Source organism: Kitasatospora sp. NPDC127121 (assembly GCF_042677305.1).
Classification (GTDB): domain Bacteria; phylum Actinomycetota; class Actinomycetes; order Streptomycetales; family Streptomycetaceae; genus Kitasatospora.
This window is the reverse complement of the sequence record NZ_JBHXTQ010000053.1, coordinates 1-24019: the sequence shown is the minus strand read 5'-3', so window position 1 is coordinate 24019 and position 24019 is coordinate 1. Positions and strand designations below refer to the sequence as shown.

Below are 24019 nucleotides of genomic sequence, written 5' to 3'. Positions count from 1 at the left end.
GTGGTTGAGGGTTCGGGCGGTGGTACTGGGACGGTGCCTCCGGATCGGAAGACGGGCGTTCACGGGCTTGGCGATGTGAAGGATCCGGGCAAGGAGAAGGCTCCGGCGGAGAAGTTCCCCGGCGAGGGGCACCTGCTGACGGACGAGACCGGGGCGGGCCCGCAGGAGGAGCACCCGCCGGCGGTGCCGCCGAAGGAGGAGGGGAAGCAGGGCTCGGACGGTGGCGAGCAGCAGCAGCCGGCTCCGAAGTCCGGGATCCACGGGTTCGGCGACCTGAAGGATTCGGGCACGGCGGGGTCGGAGGGCAAGACCCCGGCTGAGAAGTTCCCCGGCAAGGGAGCCAAGCTGGGCGGCGAGGACGCCACCCGGGACGGGCGGGTCACCGAGTCCGGCCAGCGGGACCAGCGCCGCGACGCCGCCGAGCAGCGCCGGGAGGAGCAGAAGAACGATCCCGCCTTCCAGCAGGAGGCCGCGCGGCGCGCACAGGAGGCCGCGGAGGCGGAGACGAAGCTGGCCGAGCGCCGGAAGCAGCGGGCGGCCGACGCGGCCGTCCGCGCCGAGGCCGACCGGCAGGCCCTCAAGGAGCGGGAGCGGCTGCGCGCCGAGGAGGAGGTCCGCGAGCAGCAGCGGGAGACCGAGCGGCAGCGTCTGCGGGCCGAGGAGGATCAGCGGGAAACCGAGCGGCAGGTACGCCGGGAGGCCGCCGAGGAGGCCGAGTGGCAGCAGCAGTTGGCCGACCTGCGGGACAAGTCGGGTGGCGGCGGCGGTGTGCACGGCGATGTCTCCCTGGCCGAGGCGCGGAGGCTGCTCGCCGAACACCGCTCCAACGGGGTCGCCGACCCTGCTCACCGGCTGGCCTCCGAACTGGGCATCAACGTCGAGTCGTTGCGGCGTCATGGCCTGATGCCCGGGTTCGCGGGAGGACCGGGGGAGCGCGGACCCGGTGCCAAGGCGGAGCACATCGAGCCGACGTCCGACCGGAACCGACTCGGCGGCGACGACACCGCTCTCGCCCCCAAGACCGCCAAGTCTGCGAAGAAGGCCGCTCAGCCGGCGTCCGTCGTGACCCGAGGTATCGACGGCGCCGGTGGCACCGTCGACCGGGAGGCGCTGGACCACGCCGCCAGGGAACTCGCCAACGAACCGGGCGAGTCGACGACCGTACCGCCCGGCGAGGTGTCCTCGGCGTCCGCGCCGTCCTCGCGGGAGAAGCTGGCCGCGGGGGCGTTGCTCAAGCTGCACGACGACCTCTTCCACCCGGACGCGCCCCCCGGTGGGGTCACCCGCGAGTTCGAAAGGGTCCGGGCGTTGCGGCGCCTGGAGCGTCTCGCCCGTGACGAGTACCGGATGCGGGTGCCCTTCCTGACCGGCGGCTGGCTGGGCGGCATGGCCCACGAACTGCACGCGCTGCCCGACCGGCAGCGCCCGGTGCCGGAGCACCTGCGGAGGCTGGTGGACACGGCCGTGCTGGTCGACCCGGCGCTGACCGGGGCCGCCCTCCGGGCCGCCCTGCGGGAGCGGCTGGCGGCGGACACGCCGCCGGTGGACGCACCGCACGAGGAGCCCGTCGCGGCCCCCGACCAGGTCGAACCCGCGCCGCAGGGGCAGGAGCCGCGCGAAGAGGAGTACCGGACCCGCCTGGTGACCACGCCCGGTGGAGCCGTGGTCGCGCTGGAGGTGCGGGGAGAAAGCTGGTCGGAGGCGCCGCCGGAGCTGCTGGAGACCGCGCGCAACGTCTACTACTGGAACGATCCCAAGAAGGTGTCCGACGGCGGCCCCAAACCCGTCCCGCAGCCTGGGACCGAGCCCGGCGCCGATGCGCCGGAGACGAGCAAGCACTACAGCCTGACCGACGTCACCGGGCCCGAACCGCTCCTGGTGCTGATGCCCAAGAAGCTCGACGACCTCGACCCCGAGAAGCTCGCCGAGGGCGTGGCGTCCGACCTGCCGCTCGACCGCATCACCCCGGAAACCCCGCTGGTGCTCGTCGGCCCTGCGAGCCTGGGGGCGGACCTGGCGTTCCCCCGTGCCCTGGCCAAGGCGACGGGGCGGACCGTGTGGACCAACTCCGTGGCGACCTCGATGTCCGGCGGTGTCATCAGGGTGAAGGGCAGACTGCGCTCCGCACTGGCGGACAAGCCGGGCGCGAAGGTGGAGCGAGGGTTCTGGATCAAGGAGGTTCCGCCGGACCCGGCCCTCGTGGAGGAGCAGGGTTCCCACACCGTCCAGGTCAGGAAGGTCCACAAGGACAACGGCCGCTTGGTCGACTCGAACTCGACCTACCCGATCGACGCGACGGACCTCGACAGCCAGCCCATCCTGTTCCCGCTCGGCGGGCAGTCGGGAGGCCGGCTCTTCCGGGACGACTCGCTCACCCGGAACTGGGAGAAGGTGCGGGACGGGTTCGACCCGACCAACCCGCACTTCGAGTACCTGCCGTCCGACTTCTACGACCAGGAGGACATCGCGGCCGCCGGGGCCTCGGACAACCCCGACCTCAGCACGATCGGGCTCGTCCCCTGGAACGTCGCGGCCCCGATCTACGCGGTCATGACGCACGCCACGCACCTCGCGACGTTCCTGCCCACGCTGTCGAAGCAGACGGACGGGACCAGGAAGGTCCACCTCTCGGGCGACGCGTTGGGCCAGGTCATCCGCAGGCGGCCCAGTTTCCGGCGCATGCCCCCCGACGCCCAGATCGTGCTGTTCGCCTGCCAGGCGGGCGCCCGCGGGGACAACGGCCAGGTGGTGGCGCAGCAGTTCGCCAACGCCACCGGCAGGGTCGTCTGGGCGGCCACGACCTCGGTCAACGTGGCCGCCGGTCAGCGCTACGCCCCGCTCGGCCTCCTCAGTGACGAGCACGGCACCCGAGGCCGTTGGGTCAAGTTCGTGCCGGGTACGGAACCGGAAACCGAGCAGGGTTCGCACCCGCCGGCGAAGGCGGTGGACCCGAAAAAGAAGAAGAAGGACGACACGGCGAAGTCGAAGGACAGGCGCCTCGGGGCACTCGGCGAGACCGGGCAGGGCGGCGTCCCGCCGGCGGCCCCGCCGACGCCCGCCACGCGGGAGTGGCCGGTGACGGGGCAGAGGTCGGTGGGCGACGGGTCGCACTTCGACGTCCTGCGGGTCCCGGGCGACGGCAACTGCCTGTTCACGTCGATCCTGGCCAGCGCGCCCCGGCAACTGGACTCCTGGGGCCACGGGCACCTGGACGTCAGGGGCGCACGCGCGGCCGTCTCGCAGTGGTTCCGGGGGCAGGAAGGCACCAGGCAGCGGACGGACCTCGACGCCCTGGGGATGAGTCCCCTTCGGTTCCTGCTCTCCGATGACGGTTTCAACCGTGAGCAGTTGACGGCGATCGCCGGCGCGGAGAACCTGGGACTGAGCAGAGGAGACGTGCTGGAGCACCTCCTCGCGGTGTTGGGCGAGGACGGGCCGCAGCGGACGGCGACCTGGGACCGCGTGCTCGACCGGATGCCGGCACTCAGGGAGCTGGTGTGGGTGCAGGCGGGGGACAGGGACCCCCGGCACCTGACGCTGTCCGACCTGACCGATCTGCCGCTCAGCCAATTCGTGGACATGGCGGTGCGCAACCGGGTGCTGTGGACCACCCCGTTCTACGACGAGATCGCGGTGGTGGCCGCCCACGCCTTCGGCATCCAGCTGAGGGTGTACGACCAGGCCTCCGTGCCCCGTCTGTTGAACGAGGGGTCGGAGCGGATCGTCCACATCCTCCGCTCGAATGAGGAGGACATTCGCGTCACCCACTACAGCGCGATGCAGCCGACGACCCCTCGGCCCACCACGCCGCGTCCGGCCGACGTGCCTGTGGTCACCGAGTCGCAGACCAAGCCGACTCCGCCGCCGCTGAAGGAGCCTGAGCGGACGCCTACGCCTACGCCTACGCCGAAGCAGGATCACGAGGGGCAGCAGGAGCCGCAGCAGGAGGAACTGCCGCAGCAGCAGGAGCCTCCCAAGGAGCAGGAGCTGCCCAAGGAGCAGGAGCAGCCAAAGGAACAGCAGCTGCCGCAGCAGCAGGAACTGCCCAAGCAGGAGGACCTGCCGCAGCAGCAGGAGCCTCCCAAGCAGGAGGACCTGCCCAAGGCGCCGGAGCCGCCCAAGGCGCCGCCCCTGCCCGCCCCGCCGGGCCGGATGACGGAGCAGGGCCGGATCAGCGCGGGCGACCGGGTGGTGCTGGTCGACGGGGAGGACGACCAGGTCGTGGCGGCCGTACTCGGACAGCTGCCCGCAGGTGTCTCGGCGAGCCGGCGGGAGGAGATCCGGCAGCGGCTCGCCGAGCAGCTCGACGTCGGGATGCTGGAGCCCAACCTGTCGCGGATGACCCGGGGCGACGATCTGCTGGTGCCCCTGGACCTCGGTGGAGGCTCCGGGACGCTGCGGATCAGCGCCACGCTGGAGACGCCCGTCACGAAGCATCGGACGGAGAAGTTCGAGTTCGAGGACGGCGGCGACTCGTCCGCCGGAGCGGGCACCCTGCGTGAGAGCCGGTCCCGGTGGGGCGGGGGTCTGGTGGTGAGCGGCAAGCCGGCGTCGAACACCGGGTTGTCCGGGCCGGTGAGCGGGATGATGGACCGGAGCAAGGCGGTGACGATCACCGCGACCGGCCGGATGACCCACCGCAGGAAGACCGCCGAGCCGGTGCTGTGGGTGGACGCGACGGTCCGGCTGGACCTCGACTTCTCCGGGGTCCCGGGCGTGCGGACGCTCCTGCCGCCGTTCTCCCGGACCCCGGTGGTGAACACCGGGCGGACCGGCGCGGAGCAGCGTCCGGAGCCGGTGCGGGTCCCGTTGCCGGTGCGGATCGTCACGCCGGCCGCCGAGGCTGCTTCCGTCGGGCCTGCGCCCGACGAGATCCGCCACGCCCCGCCGCCCCGGGTGCTGCGGACGGCGGCGCTGGGCGGGATGGACGTGGTCAAGAACGTCGACACGCTGCACGGGCGCGGGAACGCCGCCGCGGGTGACACGGCGCTGTTCGGAGCGGCCGGCGCGCCCTCCGGGCTGGAGGCCTTCGGGCGGCAGAGGTTCGGCGACGCCTGGAGTTCGGTGCGGGCCGAGATCCTCGCCCAGCTGGACCTGCCCAGCCTGCAGACCCAGCTGAGGTCGATGACGGCCGGTGAGCCGCTGGAGATCCCGCTGTCCGACGGCCGGGGCAGCATCCTGGTGTCGGCGAAGGTGCTGGACCTGACGTACCTGCGCAACACCGACGCGGGCGAGTTCAACACCGGCACCGACGTCACCAGCGCCGTCACCGAGTCCGACGCCAAGGCCCGGGCGTTGGCACTGGCCATCTCGGCCAAGCAGTCGAGCGGCGGAAAGGACTTCCTCGGGGGCGCCGGTACGGGGGGCGCGAACGGGCAGCGCGGCAGCGACCGGAACACCATCGAGCAGAGCTCCCAGCGGACCGGAACCGCCCTCAAGGCCAAGATCAAGGGCACGCTCTTCGACGGCACCGCCGAACTCGCCCTGGCGCACTGGGACCCGGAGGGAGTCGTCTCCCCGGAGCGGGCGACGACACGGCTGGCCTTCCGGGTGCTCTTCGACACCGCGGAATGCCAAGCCGGCGGCACGGAAAGCACGTTCCGTCCCGACGCCGAATCCGGACCGCTCCAGGGGCCGGAGCTGGACCCCGGCTCCCTCGCGCGGGAGCCCAAGCCCGAGCTGTGGGGTTCCGACCCGGCGAAGGGCAAGACCGGACTGCCGCCGGGCACGGTCGTGCTCGATGTCGTCCCGCACGTTCCCGGGAGCACCACCGAGCCCGTCGGGCCGCTCAGGGAGGTCCTGGAGACGCTGGGGCGCCGCACCTTCGGTGCTCAGGGCTGGAACGAGCTCGGCCCGTTGGTGCGCGGGGCCTTCCGCAGCGAGCGGCTCGGGGCCCTGCTGACCGGGATGACCCACGGCATCGACCTCCAGTCGCCGCTGCTGGTCAGGACCGGCGAGCGGGACGCCCTGGTGCTGGCCGGAGCCAAGGTCCAGAAGCTGGAGTACGTTCGGGAGTTCGAGAAGGACGCCGAGCTGAACGTCGTGAACGAGTGGGCGGATGCCGGCGGCGTCCGGGAGAACTCCTTCCACGCGGCGGGCGGCCAGTTCCAGGGCGGGCCCGAGTTCAGGGCCCACACCGTTATGGCGGCCTCCGGCGGAGCCGGCCGTACCACCCGGTGGCGCAGCGGCGACCGGGCGGCGGACTCCGTCAGCGGTACCGCCAACGCGAAGTTCGCCGAGAAGATGGTCGTCTACCTGGCCACCGTCGAGCTCGACCTCAAGGTCGTCGAGAACGGCGGGGACGGCTCGACCGCGCCCCAACGGGCCCTGGTCCGGACGCTGTTGGCCGTCCCGCAGTCCCTGACCGCACCGCACCGCACGCCGGAGGGCGAGGGTCTTCGCCCGGCCCGCCTGGTGTTCGACCGCGAGGAGGTCCAGCACGCCGACGAGGCCGCGCAGGTGGAGGAGGCCCCGGTCGTCGAGGAGACGCCGGGCGTCGAGAACATCCCGCTCCTCCCGAAGGCCCCCAAGCCGATCCTCGCGCCGGACCGGACGCCCAGCGTGCAGCCGCCGTCCCGGGTGTCCCGGACCGGCGAACTCGGACCGTCCGACCCCGTGCTGGGACTGCAGGACGCGCGGGCCGTCCTCGACGCCGTGGGCGCCAAGCTGAAGCCGCTGTTCGGCCGTCACTGGGCCTGGGTCGAGGCCGCCCTCGCCCCCCGCCTCGACGAGACGGCGCTGCGCCCCCGACTGTCGGCCCTCACCACCGGAGGCAGCCTGAGCGTCTCGGTGTCGCATCAAGGGTTCACCGTCGAGGTCCGGGTCGCCCGGGCCAAGGTGACCATGCGGGATTACCAGGAGCTGATCGAGAAGTGCGAGTTCGAGCGCGGCGGTGAGACGGTGTCGTCCATCGGGGCGCTTCGCGACGTGCGCAGCGGAGTCAGCGTGGCGGCGGCGATCGAGGGGAAGTTCCCGTACGTCGCGGTGACGCTCGGCCAGTCGTCCGCCGTGCAGGAGACGGTGGGCGCGACACGGGACGCCGTGACCGGCCGGTCCGAGAAGGAGAAGACGGTCGAGCGCGCGGCCCGGTTCACCGGTGACGTGGCCTTCGACATCGAGATCGTGGCGAAGTCGACGCTGCCGAAGGTGCTGCTCGACCGGTCGGACCGGCGGAATCTCGCCCACGCCTCGGGCGGGACGACCGCCGTCACCGCGGCGGACTTCGTGTTCCCGGTCCGTGAACTGCCCATCGACCCGAAGACCGGCGTCGCCCCGGCCCCCGGCACCTTCCGTTCGGTGCCGGAGCGGATCGTCTCCTCCGGCGTGCTGAGCGGCTCCGACGTGGTGCTGCGGGTCTGGGCCCCGGAACCCAAGGGCGGCGCGGCCGGCCAGGAGGACGGGACGCCGAAGCCCCCCGTCGGCGCCCAGCCGACGGGCGCCGGCCAGGTCGTCCGCACCTCGTTGCTGGACCAGCTCGACGGCCGCGGACGGGAGGTGTACGGCGCGAGCTGGGGGCGGGTCCGGCGGAGGTTGGCGCCTGCCCTGTTGCCGGGAGCGCTGCAGTCCCGGCTGCGGGCGTTGATGGCCGGCCAGGAGCTCCTCGTGAAGGTGCCCGGTGGCACCGTCGTGCTCCGATGGGCCGGCGTACGGGAGATGCGGCACACCGCCGACACGGTCGAGACCGAGTTCGCGACCGGCGGCAGCAGCGGCGTCGCCCACGGCGGCCCCGACGGGACGGCCGGCCAGAACCGGGGCACCGACGAGACCTTCACCGCGCGGGTGGTGGGCACCACCGACCCGCTCGGGGCGGTGCCCGTCGCCGTCGTGGCCGGCGGCACTCTGAGCCACGTCCGGGGCCAGGAACGGACCGCGGAGCACGACGGCGTCGGCCGGACCGGTGTGGCGACCAAGACCAAGGTCGCCGGCAGCGTCTTCGAGGGCGCCGCGATGATCCAGGTCGAGATGCGCCGCAAGGGGTCGGCGCGGCCCGTCCGCGGCACGCTCCCCGAGGAGGCGCGGACCGAGCGCCTTCGCCAGGAGGCGCTCCGTCGCGAGACCGAGAAGCTGCCTGAGGGTGCGCCTCTGCCCAAGCCGTTCGGAGACGAACTCGATCGGCAGGGCCGGCGGATCCAGGAGTCGGCCCGCTCCTGGCGGGACCAGGAGGCGGCGAAGGAGGCCGCGAAGGAGGCCGGAAAGGAGCCCCTGAAGGAGGAGGCTCTCAAGGACGGCAACGCGGAGAACGCCGCCCCGGCTACCCCGCACGGCGCCGGCGGCCCGAGCACGCCCGCCGCGCCGACGACGCGGGGGCGGGGTCGCCGGCAGGCCACCGTCGCCGTCGAGGTGGGTTTCGAGGTCCTGCTGGAGACCTCCGACACGCAGCCGGTCACCACCCGGGAGGAGGCCTCCTACCAGGCCCCGCGCCCCGGTCGGGAGACGGTCAAGCCGAAGCGTGGAACCAACGAGATCACCCACCCCGTGCCGCCCAGGGAGGTCTGGGAGGGCCTCCGCTCCGAGGACCTGGTCGTCGACCTGCCCGACGTCGGATCGCTGCGCAACCTGCTCACCACCCTGGGCCGGAACGAGTTCCGGCTGAACGAGAACTCGGCCGCCATGCGCAAGCTCAGGCGGATGTTCGACCGGGGCCCCCTGATCGACGCCCTCCCGGACCTGACGGCGGGAGGGGAGCGGGTCAAGACCCTCCGGCTGGGCGTCCTCGACACGGTCAGCGTCACGGTCAAGGCCGAACTGGTCGGCCTCGGCCAGGGGCGTGAGGAGAAGAAGTCGGAGATCGCCCAGTCCGCCGAACTGGCGACCCGCTTCACCGAGCGGGCGCTGTCCTCCCGGATGACCCAGCTGATGGGCCAGCTCGGCGTCGAGTTCTCCAAGGTCAAGGGCAAGATCATGGCCGGGATCACCTTCGGCGGCGGCGCGGGCCGCCGCACCGGCGGTGAACGCACCCTCGCCGAACGGGCCGTGGCCAACTCCAAGTTCCCTGAGCCGCTGGTGCGCTTCCAGGGACACGTGAAGTTCACGATCTCCTTCGGGCACCGCTCCGGCCCCTGGTCGTGGCGGCCGCGGACGGTGACCGGTGACGTCCCGGTCGTGGTGGGCATCCCGAAGAAGTCGATCACGCGGGAGTACACCGGGCCGGACGACACCTACTTCACCAAGGAGAACTGGCGCACGGGCCGACGGCCGTCCGACCCGTACAGCCTCCGGCCGGACACGGAGGAGGAGCCGAAGCCCGAGGAGCTGAAGCCTGCGGAGCCGAAGCCTGCCGCCCCGGCGTCGAACGACATCGCGGGGCAGGTCGCCGAACTGCTCGGTGGCGCCTCCGGACAGCTGAAGCCGCCCGCCCCGAAGCCCACCGGGCAGGACAAGGAACAGCCCAAGGAACAGCCCAAGGAACAGCCCAAGGAGTCCGAGCCGGAGATCCACCAGGAGAACCGGGCCGAGGAGCAGCCCGAGGAGCAGTCCGAGCAGAACGACAAGGCCGAGGAGCAGCCCGAGCAGGAGAGCCAGGGCCAGGAGCAGCCCAAGCAGCCCGAGGCCCCGGAACCGCCGAAGGACACCGACACCGAGCCGCAGCACCAGCAGGAACAACCCGCCCCGCAGCCGCCCCAGTTCCTGCTGGCGCAGGCCAACCGGGGTGTGCCCGGAAACCGGACAGGCTTGCGGATGGCCTCGGGAGCCTTCGTCGGCGCCGAGGGCCGGCACAACAACGCCCCCTCGGACGTCCTGCAGTTGACCCGCCGGCTGGAGGAACTGGGCGCCCTGGAGCCGGTGGACGCCGAGGCCGTACGGCAGCAGGCCGAGCCGCTGCTCCGAAAGATCGAGGAGCGCCGGGTCAGGCTGCGCAACGCGCCGCCGCTGAAGAGCCCGGTACCCGAGGCGGCCGTCGAGCCGCTGGTACGGGCGGTGACCGGGCACCTGGGCTCGGCGCTGTCGCCCGAGCAGGCCCGCACACTCGGCCTGGAACTCACCGACAGCATCGGCCCCGGCGCGGTGAACCGTCCGGACGACGTGCTGGCGGCGGGTCGCCGACTGCACGAGCTCGGGCTGCTCGACGACGCCGCGCTCGCCGCCCTCGCCGGAGCCCACGCCTCCGGAGCCGCCGCGGGCCCGCCGCCGCAGGCCTTCCTCGACGGCCTGCTCGCGCTGCGCGCCGACCACCTCGGCGGCCGGTTCGACCTGCCCGTTCCGGACGGCGGCCGCCAAGTCGCCGACGCCATGCGCGACCTGGCCCGGCGTGGGGTCGTCCTGGAATGGCGCGCCTCGGGTGCGCTCGACCTGGAGAAGACGGACTTCGCCACCTGGGCACTGGACGGCCCGGCGGACCAGCCGCCGCCGCTCGCGGCCGGCAGCACGCTCAACTGCTGGGAGTCCGTCCTGCTCACCGCGCACTCTCAGGGACTGGTCTCCTGGGAGTGGATCCACGACACGTACGCGAGCGGTCTGGACGGACCGCAGTGGACGAAGAACCTGATCTCCCGCCTGCTCCCGCACACCAGGACCAGCTACGACTCGACCGCCCACGACACCCCGCTGCCCCGCGAGGGCGACATCGTGGTCTACGGTCAGGGCAACCACGTGGCCGTCGCCACCGGCCGGACGGACGAGAACGGCGTACCGGTGCTGCTGAGCTTCGGCGTCAGCCCCACGGACGACGAGGCCGAGGTCAACCGGGTCATCGAGATCGGCGCGACGGACCTCTACACCGGCGGCGCCGATTTCGGCCCCGGCCCTTGGAGCGTGCAACCCGTACCAGTACCCGATACCGCTCCGCCGCGCGTGGAACAGGTGCCTGCGGCTGAGCACGTGGAGCCGGTTGTGCCCACGCTGCCTCCGCCGCCTCCGCCGCGTGTGGAGCACGAGCAGGAGCAGGAGCCTGCTCCGGTGCCGGTGCCGGTGCCGGTGCCTGCGCCTGCGCCTGCGCCTGCGCATGTGGAGCCGGTAGTGCCGCCGCTTCCGCCGCACGTGGAGCAGGAGCCGGTGCCGGTGCCTCTGCCGGTGCCTGCGCCTGAGTCTGAGCACGTGGAGCCGGTTGCGCCCACGCTGCCCACGCTGCCCACGCCGCCTCCGCCGCCTCCGCTCGCCGGGCCGCCGAGGGTGTCCGACATCCTGGAGCTGAGTCCGCACGACCGCCTCCTGACCCTGGACTCCCTCTCGCCCGAGACCCGTCGCTCCCTCGCGGCGGACACCGACTTCGTCGGGCCTCTGCGGGACGGGCTGTCCTCGGCGGAGTTCGCGACGGCGGCCGCCCGCTTGCTGGTGGATGTCGACCACCGGGTTCACCGGCCGGTATCGGCGCGGCAGAAGGCGCACGCCGAGCTGGAGCTGGTCCTCCAGAATCCGGAGGTCGCCGCCGGCCTGCTGCTGCGGGAGGTACGCGTGGTGGTCGTGCCGCGCGACGTCGCGATGACCGAGGTCGAGGGCTTCCACCACCTGGCCGGCACCACCGTCGGCGAGGGCGGCCGCCGTTGGGAGACCGTCCGTGGCGCGGCCGAGCGCGAGCGCATCGCGGTGACCGAGGAGAACCTGCTCGGCGAGGAGACCAGCATCGGTGAGGACACCGACACCGACACCGACACCGGCGAGGTGTCGGGCCTTGCGGACGGCTACTCCTCCACCACCCACGAACTCGCCCACGCCCTGCACGAGTTCAGCCTGACCGACGAGGAGCGCGAACTCGTACGGGACGTGTTCCTGGGCAGCCACATGGCCGACACCCTGAGCCAACTGTTCGACACCAGGTCGACCGCGGCCTGGCCCGACGGCTCGGTGTACGACGAGAAGGGCAACCTGGTCGGCAACTACTCGTCCTCGGACGAGCGGGAGTTCTTCGCCCAGCTCGCCAACGTGTACCTCGGGACCAACCGCGGCAACGACCCGGACACCCGTCTGCCCCGCAACAACGGTGCCGGGTGGGTGCGCGAGCACCAGCCCGAACTGCTGCCGATCCTGGAGCGGCTCTTCGGAGAGGAGCCGGACACCGCCCAGGCCGGCCCGGTCAACCCGGTCCACGCGACCCGCGCGGACAACGGGATGCTGGAGGGTTTCCGCGAGTTCCTGCACGCCGTCGACGGCGAGGGGGACGTCGAGGACCTTGAGCCGCCCGCACCGCCGCAGCCGCCGTCCGCGGCCGACCTGATCCAGCAGATCCTCAACCCCGCCGGAGCCGGCAGCAGTTCGGCTGCTGCGGCCCCGCCGAAGTCGCGGGGGCCGAACAACGGAGCGGGGGGCGGGAACGGCTCCGGCGGCGGAACCCAGGCTGGGCGTGGTCGTGGGGCCAACACCGATGCTGCTGCGGTGCCGCCCGGGGCTGGTCGTGGGCGTGGTCGTGGGACCAACACCGATGCGGTGCCGCCCGGGGCTGGTCGTGGGCGTGGTCGTGCGGCTAGCGCCGATGCTGCTGCGGTGCCCGGGGCCGGTCGTGGGCGTGGAACCGTGGCGACGGGAGGGAACAGGGGGCCCCGCTCGACCTCGCAGTCGGGCAGCCAGATCGCGCGCGTGGTCGAAAGGGACGGGCAGCTCTACATCGTCAAGGGAACGCCCGGCGAAGCCGGCTCCGAGCAGCCTCTCGACCTGCGCGCGCCCAGCCTTGACGCACCCTTGGGACAGGAGACCGACTCGCTGCGCGGAGCCTTCGGCCGCTCCCTGGACCGGATGGCGCGAGTCATGATGGACGTCGACCGGTACGGCAATGGCGAGAATTTCAAGGTCATCGGCACGCCGCACCTCGCCCTGACCGTCATTGACGGCGCGGTCCATGTCGCGGGTAACTCCGGAATGAAGAAGCAGAAGAGGACGGATGCGACCAACCGTCTGAGGAGCCTCGACACGCCGGAGGGCCAGGACGGTAGGAACCACGACCTGGGGAAGCTCCGCGAGATTCGGGACGGGAAGTACCGGGACAAGGACTTCCTGGGCTTCGACGACCACGGCGGAGGATTCGATGCGGTCCGCGAGGCGCTGAAGGACCCGAACAAGATCGTGTGGCACCCCAACGAGAGGGACAAGGACACGGGATGCCTCCACGGTGAGATGGACCTCCTGAACGAGGTCGAGACGCGGATGCGGGCGAAGTTCGAGGCCGCGAAGGCGGCGAAGGCGGCGGAAGAGGCGAAGGCGGCGGAAGAGGCCAAGAAGAAGGAGACGGAGGAGGCCGAGAAGGCGAAGGCGGCGAGCGAGGGGACGCAGGAAGCCGAGGCGAAGGACGACGCGACGGAGGAGGGGCAGAAGAAGGACGGCGAGGCGAAGGACGGCGAGGCGAAGGACGACGAGAAGACGGACGACGAGAAGACGGACGACGAGAAGACGGACGGCGAGGACTCTGACAGCGAGGACTCGGACGGCGACGCGCCCAGCCGCGGGAGTGGGCCGACGGCCGAGGAGAAGGGCAAGGGAAGGGCCGACCAGCTGGGGCTCACGCCGTGGCCGATCGGTGGCAGGAAGCGCGACTGCATGGCGTGCCACTGGGGCCATGCCATCTTCAACAAGCACATCGCGAAGGACCTCGGCTTCGTCGTGGTGACGGGTGGTACCCACGGAAAGATCTTCGGCGGCTGGGCGGCACCGAACTGCATCACGCAGCACAAGGAGGCGATGGCCGACCTGACGGCGAAGATCACCGGGACCGACGTGCCCATCAAGGGCGGCACGGCGAAGCTCGACTTCGTCGACGGTGTGATCGTCGCCCCCCAGGGCTTCTCGCCCGGAATGGGCAGTCATGACGAGCCGTACATCTCCGACTCCGACCCCGCCGCCGACACCGATACGGGTTCCGAATTCGAGGACGCCGACGAGTCGTCGAGCTCGGCCCCGAAGGACACCAAGGGGACGGCCTCCGGGCAGTCCACCACCACTCCGCCGACCACCACCACTCCGCAAACCTCCACCGCCCCGCAGTCGAGCACTGCCCCGCAAACGACCACGCCCCCGCAGCCCACCGGCGGATCCGGGTCGACCCCGGCCGGCGGGAGCAACCAGGGGTCCGGGCACGGCCGGGGCCGGGGACGAGGGGGCGGCCACCGAGGAGGGCGTGGCCAGAGCAAGGACCGGAAGCCGAACGGCTGACGAGTTCGTCCGCAGCTGAACCTCCGGGCACCTCGCGTCCGTCAAGACGGGTGGACGTGCCGTTCGGCCGCCTCGACCGGGGCCGACCGGCGGCCGTCCCTGCCGAGCATCGTCATCGAGGGCCAGGGGGCCAGGGTGGGCAAGGACCGGAGCGGCCGGGGGAGTCGGACGGAAGGGGCGGAGGGCGGCGGGATCCAGCTACCCGCTGTGGCATGGGTCGTGCCCGAGGAGTTGGAGGCCCGCCCGGCATCGTCCGCGAGCGCCGCGTCCGCGAAGGCGGAGCCCGCCAAGGCCGAGCCCGCGAAGGCGGAGCCTGCCGAGGTCGAGCCCGCGGCGGTGCCCGCCGCCGGCGCCGTGCCCGCCGTCGAGGCCGCGAAGCCTGCCACGGGCGCTGCTGCCGCGGCTGCGGAGGCGCCCGCCGGTGTGACCGCCGTCCCGGGCCCGTCCCCGGCCGAGGAGGAGGGCGTCGGGCCGCGCCGGATCTCGCGGCCGATGGTGGCCGCGGCCGTGATCGCGGGCCTGGTACTGGTCGGGGTGCCGCTGGGCATCGCGAAGTTCGGCGGGGACGACCCCGGTCCGTCCGGTGCGGACGGTCCGCCGCCGGCCGGGTACACGCAGCAGGACGGCGGTAACGGGTTCGTCCCGGGTGCCGACGCTCCGGGGAACCCGGTGGGCGAGCAGCCCGTGCAGGTCGCTCAGCCGGTCGAGGGCCCGCCGCCCGGTGACGCCGGCGCGGCTGCGGCCGGTGGGGCGGCCGCCGCGGCCGGCGGTGCCGTGCCGGACCAGGGCGGCGGCCAGGCCGTACCGTTCGCGGGTCGGGTCCCGGCGGGCGGCGGTGCGCCGTCGACCAGCGGGAAGCCGGACGCGGGCAAGAACACGGGCGGTGGTGCACCGGCCAACCAGGGCGGTGGCGGCGGTGGCGGCGGCGGTGGTGGTGGTGCCGCAGCGGGAGGCGGAGGCGGAGCCCCGCAGACCCAGCCCCAGACGCAGAACCAGCCCCAGCCGCCGCCCGCCGCCGCCCAGCAGCCGGCGCCGTCCGCGCCCGCCCAGCCCCCGGCCAAGCCCGCGCAGCCGGCCCCGCCGCCGGCGCCGAGCTTCGCCGCGGTGGCGGGCCCGGGGTGCAGCGGCGGGGGCGCGCAGGCGCGCGGCTGGTACGACAAGGGCCAGGAGGGCTGGCGGAACAACTCCGGCGGCTACTCGGGGGACGGCTGCAACGGCGGCTACTACTCGATGCCGATGTCGGGTGACGCCAACAAGGACCACGACAACTCGGTGGTCTGGACGTTCTCCACGGGGTCGGTCACCACCGGCACCTGCAAGCTGGCGGTGTACGTGCCGAACAGCGGGGACATCAAGGCGGTCGGCGGAACGTCGTCCCTCTACACGGTGCAGAGCGGTTCGGGGTCGGGCTCGTTCAACGTCAACCAGGTCGGCAACCGGGGCCAGTGGGTCACGGTCGGCCCCTTCCAGCTCAACGGCGGCAAGCTCGCCGTGACGCTGCACGACCGCGGCCAGGACTGGCAGGGCAGCGACAAGCAGACCTTCGCCCACCACGCCGCGTCCGCGATCCGGGCCAACTGCACCGGGTGACCCCGCTGCACCGACGTACGGCAGCACCGGCACGACAGCCAAGAACGACGGAGGAGAACGCACCATGACCCGCCATGTGCTGACGGTCAGTGCGGAGCAGCGCGACGGCGGTGGCTACCGCACGATCGGCGCCGCGCTGGAGGCGGCCCGCAGCGGCACGGTGATCAGCGTCCGCCCGGGCCGCTACGAGGAGAACCTGGTGATCACCAAGATGGTGACCATCACCGCCGAGGAGGCCCGGGGCAGCGTCCGGATCTCGCCGCGGCGGGGCGCGGTGGTGCAGGTGGTGGCCGAGGCCGTCCAGCTGACCGGGCTGGTGCTCCAGGGCCAGGACGAGGAACTGCCCACCGTCGACGTCCCGCGCGGCCAGGCAGCCCTGGAGGACTGCGAGGTGGCGGGCAACTCCTGGACGGCCGTGCTCACCCGGCAGCAGGGCGCCCTGGCGATGCGCGGCTGCCGGGTCGTCAACCCGGCCGGGGCCGGCATCGTGGAGACCTCCACCGGCTCCAGCGTGATCGAGGACTGCGTGGTCGAGCACCTCGGCAGCTCCGCCGTGGTGATCGGCGAGCGGGCCAACCCCGTGATCCGGGGCTGCGTGCTGCGCGACGCCCGGGGCAACGGGGTGTGCGCCAACGGCGAGGGCCGCGGCTCGATCGAGGACTGCGAGATCTCCGCCACCGACAAGCCCGGCATCGCGCTGGAGGAGAACAGCACGACCAGGGTGCTGCGCACCACCGTCCGGGACGCCTCGATCGGCATCTACCTGAGTTCGACCGCCCAGGTGCTGCTGGAGGACTGCACGGTCAGCGCCACCCGGGGCCACGGCCTGGTCCTCACCGGCGGCACCGACCCGGTGGTGCGGCGCTGCCGCACGATGCGCACCAAGGGCCACGGCATCCACGTCACCGGCCGCTCCCGGGGCACCTTCGAGGAGTGCGAGGTGGCCGGCGCGGAGGCGGCCGGGATCGTGGTGGACGAGTCCTCCAGCCCGTCGCTGACCCGGACGGCGGTCGGCGACAGCGGCGAGGCGGCGGTGGAACTGGTCGGCGAGAGCGCCGCCGAGTTCGACCGGCTGGAGGTGCGTGGCGCGGGAGGCGCCGGGGTGAGCGTGCGGGACGGTGCCAACCCGCTGCTGCGCCGACTGGACATCGCCGACGTGCGCGGCCACGGCGTCGAGGTGCTGCGGGAGGGCCGCGGGCGGCTGGAGTCCTGCGTGCTGGGTGCGACCGGCCGGGCCGCGCTGCTGGTGGCCGACGGCGGTAACACCCAGGTCGGTGGCACCACGGTCCGCGGTGCCGCCGCGACCGGCGCGCCGGGGACGGCCAAGACCGCAGGGACCCCGGGGATCGAGGTCGGTCCGGGCGGCGTCGCCTCGCTCCGCGACTGCGACGTGGCCGAGTGCACCGGCGACGGGATCGTGGTCGAGGACGGCGGCGAGCTGACCATGGCCCGTTCCCGGGTGCACGGCAACCGCCGGCACGGCGTGCTGCTGGCCGCCGGCAGCCGGGCCGCCCTGACCGGCTGCGAGCTGGTGGGCAACACCCGGGACGGGTTGCGCGCCGAGTCCGAGGAGCCGATCCGGATCACCGGCTGCACCGTCACCGGCAACCGCGGCTCGGGCCTGTGCCAGACCAGGCCCAGCGAGCGGCTCTCGGTGGAGAACCTGACCAGCCGGGACAACGGGCGGGCCGACAGCCACGGCACCGCGACCGCCGGCGCCGACGACCACCCGGCCGCCGCCCGCCCGGCCGGCGCGCCCGAGGCCGACGGCGCCGAGGCCGAGGCCGAGCGCCCGGCCGACGACCTGCCGCCGCCCGAGCCCGAGGGCCCGCAGGCGGCCCTCCAGGCGCTGGTCGGCCTGGAGGGGGTCAAGGAGCAGGTCGCCACCCTGGTCAACCTCAACAAGCTGGCCCGGCGCCGCGAACAGGCCGGGATGCCGGCCCTGCCGATGGGCCGGCACCTGATCTTCGCGGGCCCGCCCGGCACCGGCAAGACCACCGTCGCCCGCCTCTACGGGGCGATCCTCGCCGAACTCGGCGTGCTGCGCAGCGGCCACCTCACCGAGGTCGCCCGGGCCGACCTGGTGGCGTCCATCGTCGGCGGCACGGCGATCAAGACCACCGAGGTGTTCCAGTCGGCGCTCGGCGGCGTGCTGTTCATCGACGAGGCGTACACGCTGTCCGCCGGATCCGGCGGCGGCACCGGGCCGGACTTCGGCCGCGAGGCCATCGACACCCTGGTCAAGCTGATGGAGGACCACCGCGACGACGTGGTGGTGATCGTCGCCGGGTACTCGGACGAGATGCGCTCCTTCCTCGGCTCCAACCCCGGCCTCGCCTCCCGGTTCAGCCGCACCGTGGACTTCCGCAACTACTCGGCGGAGGAACTGGTCACCATCGTCGAGCGGGCCGCGGTCGGGCACGGCTACGAACTCGCCGACGCCACCCGGGAGGTGCTCGGCACGCACTTCACGCGGATGCCCAAGGGCGCCGACTTCGGCAACGGCCGCGCCGCCCGCAAGGTGTTCGAGGAGATGGTGGACCGTCAGGCCTCCCGGCTGGCCGAGCTGGCCGACATCACCGACGCCGACCTCGCCCGACTGCTGCCCGAGGACCTCGGCGAGGAGCACTCCGACGCGGCCCGCGCGGCCGCGGCCGGCGGACCGGGCGCCGAAGGCGGCAGCGACCTGCTCGACCAACTGCGCGCCATGGTCGGCCTCACCGCCGCCAAGGAGCAGGTCGAGAACCTGGTCAACCTGATCACCCAGGCCCGCCGCCGGGAGGAGGCCGGCCTGCCCACCGCCCGGATCAGCCACCACCTGGTCTTCGCCGGCCCGCCCGGCACCGGCAAGACCACCATCGCCCGGCTCTACGGGGCGCTGCTCGCCGAACTCGGCGTGCTGCCGCGCGGCCAGCTGGTCGAGACCGCCCGGGCCGACCTGGTCGGCCGCTACATCGGGCACACCGCCCAGCTCACCCGGGACGCCTTCGAACGCGCCCGGGGCGGCGTGCTGTTCATCGACGAGGCCTACACCCTCACCCCGCGCGGCGGCGCCGCGAGCGGCGACTTCGGCCAGGAGGCGGTGGACACCCTGATGAAGCTCATGGAGGACCACCGCGACGAGGTCGTGGTGATCGTGGCCGGCTACCAGGAGGAGATGCAGGGCTTCCTGAGCTCCAACCCCGGTCTGGCCTCCCGGTTCCCCCAGCAGATCGCCTTCGACCACTACAGCGCGGACGAACTCGTCACCATCGTGCGCCGCCAGGCGGAGGAGGCCGGCTACGTCTGCGCACCGGAGACCCTGGCCCTCCTCGGCGAGCTGTGCGCGGCCGTCCCCCGGGACCGCAACTTCGGCAACGGCCGCTTCGCCCGGCAGACGCTGGAGGCGATGGTCACCCGCCAGGCGGGGCGGCTCGCCCGGCTCGACGTCGGCGACCTGTCCGAACTCAGCCTGCTGCTGCCCCAGGACATCCCCGGGCTGCCGCAGGGGAGCGCGGTGTGACCGGCGCACCGGGCCGCCCGGCCCGGGCCGCCGCGGCCGCGCTCTGCTGCGGCGCCCTGCTGGTCCCGGCCGCCCCCGCCTGGGCCGCCCCGAGGCCCGCCGCGAGCTCCGCCCCGACGCCGGCCGCCACCTCGGGCGCGGCCGATCCGGCCGCGCTGCCCGTCATCGGCCAGAACCGGGGTGCCGGACGGCCGGACGGCTGCCTCAAACCCTCCGACAAGGGCACCGACCGGACCCCGTGGGCGCAGACCTACCTGCGGCCCGAGGCCGCCTGGCAGCTCAGCCGCGGCGCCGGCGTGACCGTCGCCGTGGTCGGCTCCGGGGTAGACCCGGCGTCCGGGGTCCTGGAGGGCCGCCTCACGCCGGGGCCGCGTGAGTACGGCCCCGGCGACTCCACCCGCGACTGCGTCGGCCACGGCACCTTCCTCGCCGGGCTGATCGCCGCCCGGCGCCAGGACGGGATCGGCTTCGCCGGTCTCGCCCCCGAGGCGCGGATCCTCGGCGTGGCCGTCACCGACGACGTGGGGAACACCACCCCGGCCCTGCTGGCCAAGGGCATCCGGGACGCGGCCGACGGCGGCGCCCGGATCATCGCCGTCGGCCTGGCGCTGTCGACGGGCGAGGCCGAACTCGGCGACGCCGTCCGCTACGCCGGCGGCAAGGGCGCCCTGGTGATCGCTCCGGCCGCCCCCGACGGCGGCGGCTCCCAGTCCTCCCCGAACTCGCCCCCCGTAGCGGCCTACCCGGCCGCCCTCCCGGACGTCCTGGCGGTCTCCGACCTGGCGCCCAACGGCGCCCCGCCCAGCGGTGCGGTGGACGCGGTCCGGGTCGACCTGGTCGCCCCGGGCGATGCGGTGCTGAGCGTCGGCCCCGGCGGCAAGGGCTACTTCACCGCCGCCGGGCCCAGCTTCGCCACCGCCCTGGCGGCCGGCACCGCCGCCCTCGCCCTCGGCTACCGGCCCGACCTCACCCCGGCCCGGCTCGCCGAGCGGCTCCGGGCCACCGCCTACCACCCCGGCACCGCCCTGCCCGACCCGCACCTCGGGTACGGGACCGTCGACCCCCTGGCCGCCCTCAGCGCCCCCCTCCAGGACGGGCCCCCGGCCACCCCCGGGCCCGCCCTGGCGGTGTCCCTGGTCCAGCCCCCGCCTCCCGACCCCGCCGCCCGGCAGGCCACCCTGATCGCCGGCGGGATCATCGCCGGCGTCACCCTGGTCGTCGGTACCGCCGTGGTCTGCGCGACGGGCCGCCGCCGGGCCTGGCGCCCTGGCCGCTGGTCGGTCTGACGGGCCGCCGGGAGCCCTCCGCGTCCCGTCCCGGCGGTGCGGTGCGGGGCCGCCCGTGCCACCGACACGGGCGGGGCGTTCAGGCCCTGTCCGGCCGGTGGCGGACGCTGCCCGCCACCGGGCGGCGGTGCCGCCCGCGCCGTGCAGGCGCCGGGCTGCTCGATCCGGGCTTGGGCGTGTCTGACAATTCGCGGCGGATCAGCGTGCGGTGTTGGGCGCCCGGCTGGGCGTGCCGGCGAAGCGTCCTCGTACTGGGCCGTACTTGGACGTTTCGCCGGTGCGTCCAGGCGGGATGCCTGGCGCCGCGCGCCCGGCGGGAATTGATCAGACACGCCCTAGTGGAGGGCGGCGGCGGCGTGGGGGCCGGCGGCGGGCGGGGCGAAGTGCATGCCCTCGGCGACCAGGGCGGTGAGGTCGAGATAGGCGCGGCGGGTCTTGGGGCGCAGCTTGGCCGGGTCGAACTCCCCGCCCAGAGCCAGGTGTTCGTCGAAGGGGAGGACCACGACGCCGCGGCAGCGGTTCTCGAAGTGGGCGACGAGTTCCTCCACCCGGATCGTCCGGCCGCTGCTGCGGACGCTGGAGATCAGGGTCACGCTGCGCTGCGCCAGCGAGCCGTAGCCGTTGGTGTACAGCCACTCCAGGGTGGCGTCGGCGCTGCTCGCGCCGTCGATGCTGGTGGTGGCGGTGATGACCAGCTGGTCGGCGAGGTCGAGGACGGCGCGCATGGAGCTGTGCAGCAGGCCGGTGCCGCAGTCGGCGAGGATGATCGGGTACTGCCGGGCGAGCAGGTCGACGAGCCGTCGGTAGTGCTCGCCGCTGAAGCTGTTGGCGATCGCCGGGTCCGAGTCGTTGGCCAGGACCTCCAGCCCGCTGGGGGTGAGCGAGGTGAAGCGGCGGACGTCCATGTAGCCGGTGATGGTGGCCTCGGCGGCGAGCATGTCGTGGACGGTGGCCCCGGTCTCCCGGTGGACCCGCTTGCTGAGGGTGCCGGTGTCCGGGTTGGCGTCGACGGCGACCACCTTGTCGGCGCGGATCTCGGCGAGGACGGAGCCGAGCGCCAGGGTCGTCGAGGTCTTGCCGACACCGCCCTTGAGGCCGATCACCGCGATCCGGAAGGAGCGGTGCAGCGGGGTGCGGATGGCCGCCGTCAGCCGTTCCCGTTCCCGTTCCCGCTCTCCCCGGCCGAGGCCCAGGCCGGCGGGCAGGCCCAGGGTGCGGCGGCCCCGCCGTGCGGCGGGGGCCTGCGGCGGCGCGGAGTGCGGGGCTTGTGGGGCCGGCATGGCCGGTAGGGCCGGTAGGGCCGGAAGCGCGGCCTGGGGGAGCTGCGGCAGCAGGGCGAACGGCTCCGGGGGCAGCGCGGCCGGGGCCGGCCGCGCCTGCGGGGGCACCAGGACCGTCCCGAGCACATCCAGTGGCTGCTGCCAGTCCGGCCCGGCGAGGTGTCCGGCGGGCGGCGCGGCACTCGGCCCGGCAGCGGGGACGGCGCTCGGCGCGGCGCTCGGGACGGCGCTCGGGATGGTCGCCGTTGCGACGGCCAGGGCGGCGGCCGCCGGGAGGACGGGGCCGTAGTCGGGGGCGAGGTCCCAGTCCGGGCCCTGCGTCAGACGGTGCACCCGCCCGGTGTGCGTGTGGTCGGCCGCCATGTGTTCGCCTCCTGCTCGCCGTGTCGGCCCTGTCTGGTGCACCGGATTCCGGCGCCCCCCGCGCCGGCCGGGTACGAGGCCGTCCGATCGGTTCAACGGCCCGGGCCGGGAGCACCGTTCAACGGGAGCGCGGGACGCTGCGGCCCACTCGCGTCCCACCCCCCTCGGGAAGGGGCTCCCGGCCGTGCGCGGCCCAGCACGGCCCGGTGGAGCCGGGCGATGTCTACGGACGACGGGCCGGTTCCGGTTCACCCGGCGCCGTCGCCGGGGCAGGGTGAACCGCCCCCGGCGGACGGCCCGTTGAGCGGGTCGGGGCGCGCACTGTGCCTCCCCCGCGCTTGGAGGACCTGATGGGCACCACCCCCCACCGCATCGGCCGCCCGGCCTGCACCCCCGACCACCGGCCGGTCGGCTAGGTCCTCTCGTTCGGGCCTCGTCGCCGGCCGAACCGGTGTGCGGGCGGCAGCTGAGCGGCAGCTGCCCGGCCGTACCGGAAAACCCTCTGCTGGACCGGCTGTCAGTAGATACCGTCTTCGGATGGCACTCGATGCGGAACGAGTGCCATGCAGGAGCAGCCGGCGTGACTCCCGTGGGACGGGATGGGGGAGGGACAACGATGGATCCGGACGGGCCGGACGTGCGCGAGGTCGTCGCGGCGCTGGTACGGCAGGAGGAGCCGAGCAGGCCCGGGCCACCCGCGCTGGTGGTGCCCGAGGGCACGGCGGAGGAGGTGACCGCCGCCGCCCGGCGGCTCGCCCTGCGGGCGCTGCCGACCGAGCGGTGGAGGCCGGAGCCCGCAGCGGGGCTGCGGGAGCTGGCGGCGGCGCTGGTGGTCGACGAGCACCCCTCGGCACCGGCCTGGTCGGCGGAGGAGCGGGAGCAGCTGGCGACCTGGGTCGCGGTGCTGATCGAGCACCGGGGGGAGGACGGGGTCCAGGAGCTGGTGCGCGTGCTCAACGAGGCCTGAGGGGCGGCCTGGTGGCCACGGGATGGGCGCTGGATGGCCGCGAGATGTCCGGGAGGTGGCCGTGCGGAGTCCTGGCCTGCGGCCCGGCCGTGCGGGGCCGGGGCGTTGGCGGATCGTTGGTGCGGCCTTGGCGGCTGCGGGCAGTCTGCTGCTTGTAGCCGCCGGGGAAGTCCGGTCGGTGTGTCGCCCTGCCCTTGCCCGATCTGAGAGGCCGCGCGTGTCGAAGCAGCCCGTCGCCCAGCCCACGTCCGTCGCCCAGCCGCCCGTCGGCCCGCCGGCCGGCACGGACCCGTCGGCCACCACGGGATCCGCCCCCGCGCCCGGCACGCCGAAGGCGGCCCGCCCGACCCTCGACCCGGACACGCTCGCCGAGATCCACCGGCTGCACGGCGGCTACCTGCTGCGTGCGCTGCTGCGTGCCACCGGCGGCGACCGGGGCAAGGCCGAGGACATCCTCCAGGAGACCCTGCTGCGCGCCTGGCAGCACCCCGAGGCGCTGGCGGCCGGTGCCGAGCAGAGCCGCCCCTGGCTGTTCACGGTGGCCCGGCGGATCGCGATCGACCACTACCGGATGGCCGCCGCCCGCGCCAAGGAGGTGATCGGCGAGCCGCTGGAGGACCGTCCGCTCGCCGAGGACCCGTACGAGCAGGTGGTCGTCGCCCGGGACATCGCGCTGGCCCTGCGCCGGGTGCAGAAGCACCACCGCGAGGTGCTGGTCGAACTGCACCTGCGGGACCGCTCGGTGGTGGAGGCGGCGGCCCGGCTCGGGGTGCCGCCGGGGACGGTCAAGTCCCGCAACTTCTACGCGATCCGGGCGCTGCGCCCGGTCCTCGCGGCGGAGCACGGCTACGGCCCGGCCGACGGCCGCGGCCAGGCGGCCGCGCTCGACCGCTCGGGTGCCGCCGTCTCGCGCTGACCGCTGACCGGCTCCCCAGGGCGGCCACCCGGCGACCTG

General features: G+C 73.9%; 7 protein-coding genes. 6 read left to right on the top strand and 1 reads right to left on the bottom strand.

The features are described from left to right. Positions 1-75: 75 nt before the first annotated feature. The 4 genes from ACFVHI_RS24370 (at position 76) to ACFVHI_RS24355 (ending at position 20454) form a co-directional block, all read left to right on the top strand. On the top strand, positions 76-14076 hold the full coding sequence (locus tag ACFVHI_RS24370; RefSeq protein WP_380342651.1) for a hypothetical protein: 14001 nt from the start codon (positions 76-78) through the stop codon (positions 14074-14076). A gap of 207 nt (positions 14077-14283) precedes the next feature. Further along, on the top strand, positions 14284-15666 hold the full coding sequence (locus ACFVHI_RS24365; protein WP_380342649.1) for a hypothetical protein: 1383 nt from the start codon (positions 14284-14286) through the stop codon (positions 15664-15666). Between the two features lie 64 nt (positions 15667-15730). Continuing rightward, complete coding sequence (locus ACFVHI_RS24360) at positions 15731-19168, top strand: right-handed parallel beta-helix repeat-containing protein (protein ID WP_380342646.1); 3438 nt, start codon at positions 15731-15733, stop codon at positions 19166-19168. After that, the gene (locus ACFVHI_RS24355) at positions 19165-20454 is read left to right on the top strand and encodes a S8 family serine peptidase (protein WP_380342643.1); all 1290 of its coding nucleotides are present in this window, start codon (positions 19165-19167) and stop codon (positions 20452-20454) included. The genes ACFVHI_RS24360 and ACFVHI_RS24355 overlap by 4 nt, the downstream gene beginning before the upstream one ends. A 335-nt stretch (positions 20455-20789) precedes the next feature. Here the strand turns inward: ACFVHI_RS24355 and ACFVHI_RS24350 are convergent, their stop codons facing one another. Continuing rightward, positions 20790-22097, bottom strand: a complete 1308-nt coding sequence (locus ACFVHI_RS24350) for a MinD/ParA family protein (protein ID WP_063350554.1) — start codon at positions 22095-22097, stop codon at positions 20790-20792. A gap of 616 nt (positions 22098-22713) precedes the next feature. Here ACFVHI_RS24350 and ACFVHI_RS24345 point away from each other — a divergent pair. Then, positions 22714-23064 (top strand): hypothetical protein, encoded by a 351-nt coding sequence (locus ACFVHI_RS24345; RefSeq protein ID WP_380342641.1) that lies wholly within the window; start codon positions 22714-22716, stop codon positions 23062-23064. A gap of 217 nt (positions 23065-23281) precedes the next feature. After that, complete coding sequence (locus ACFVHI_RS24340; protein WP_063350556.1) at positions 23282-23980, top strand: sigma-70 family RNA polymerase sigma factor; 699 nt, start codon at positions 23282-23284, stop codon at positions 23978-23980. Positions 23981-24019: the final 39 nt, after the last annotated feature.

Bases quoted from the DNA above. Each gene is read 5' to 3' on its own strand.
- ACFVHI_RS24360 (WP_380342646.1), top strand. From the start codon at position 15,731: ATGACCCGCCATGTGCTGACGGTCAGTGCGGAGCAGCGCGACGGCGGT.
- ACFVHI_RS24345 (WP_380342641.1), top strand. From the start codon at position 22,714: ATGGATCCGGACGGGCCGGACGTGCGCGAGGTCGTCGCGGCGCTGGTA.
- ACFVHI_RS24350 (WP_063350554.1), bottom strand. From the start codon at position 22,097: ATGGCGGCCGACCACACGCACACCGGGCGGGTGCACCGTCTGACGCAG.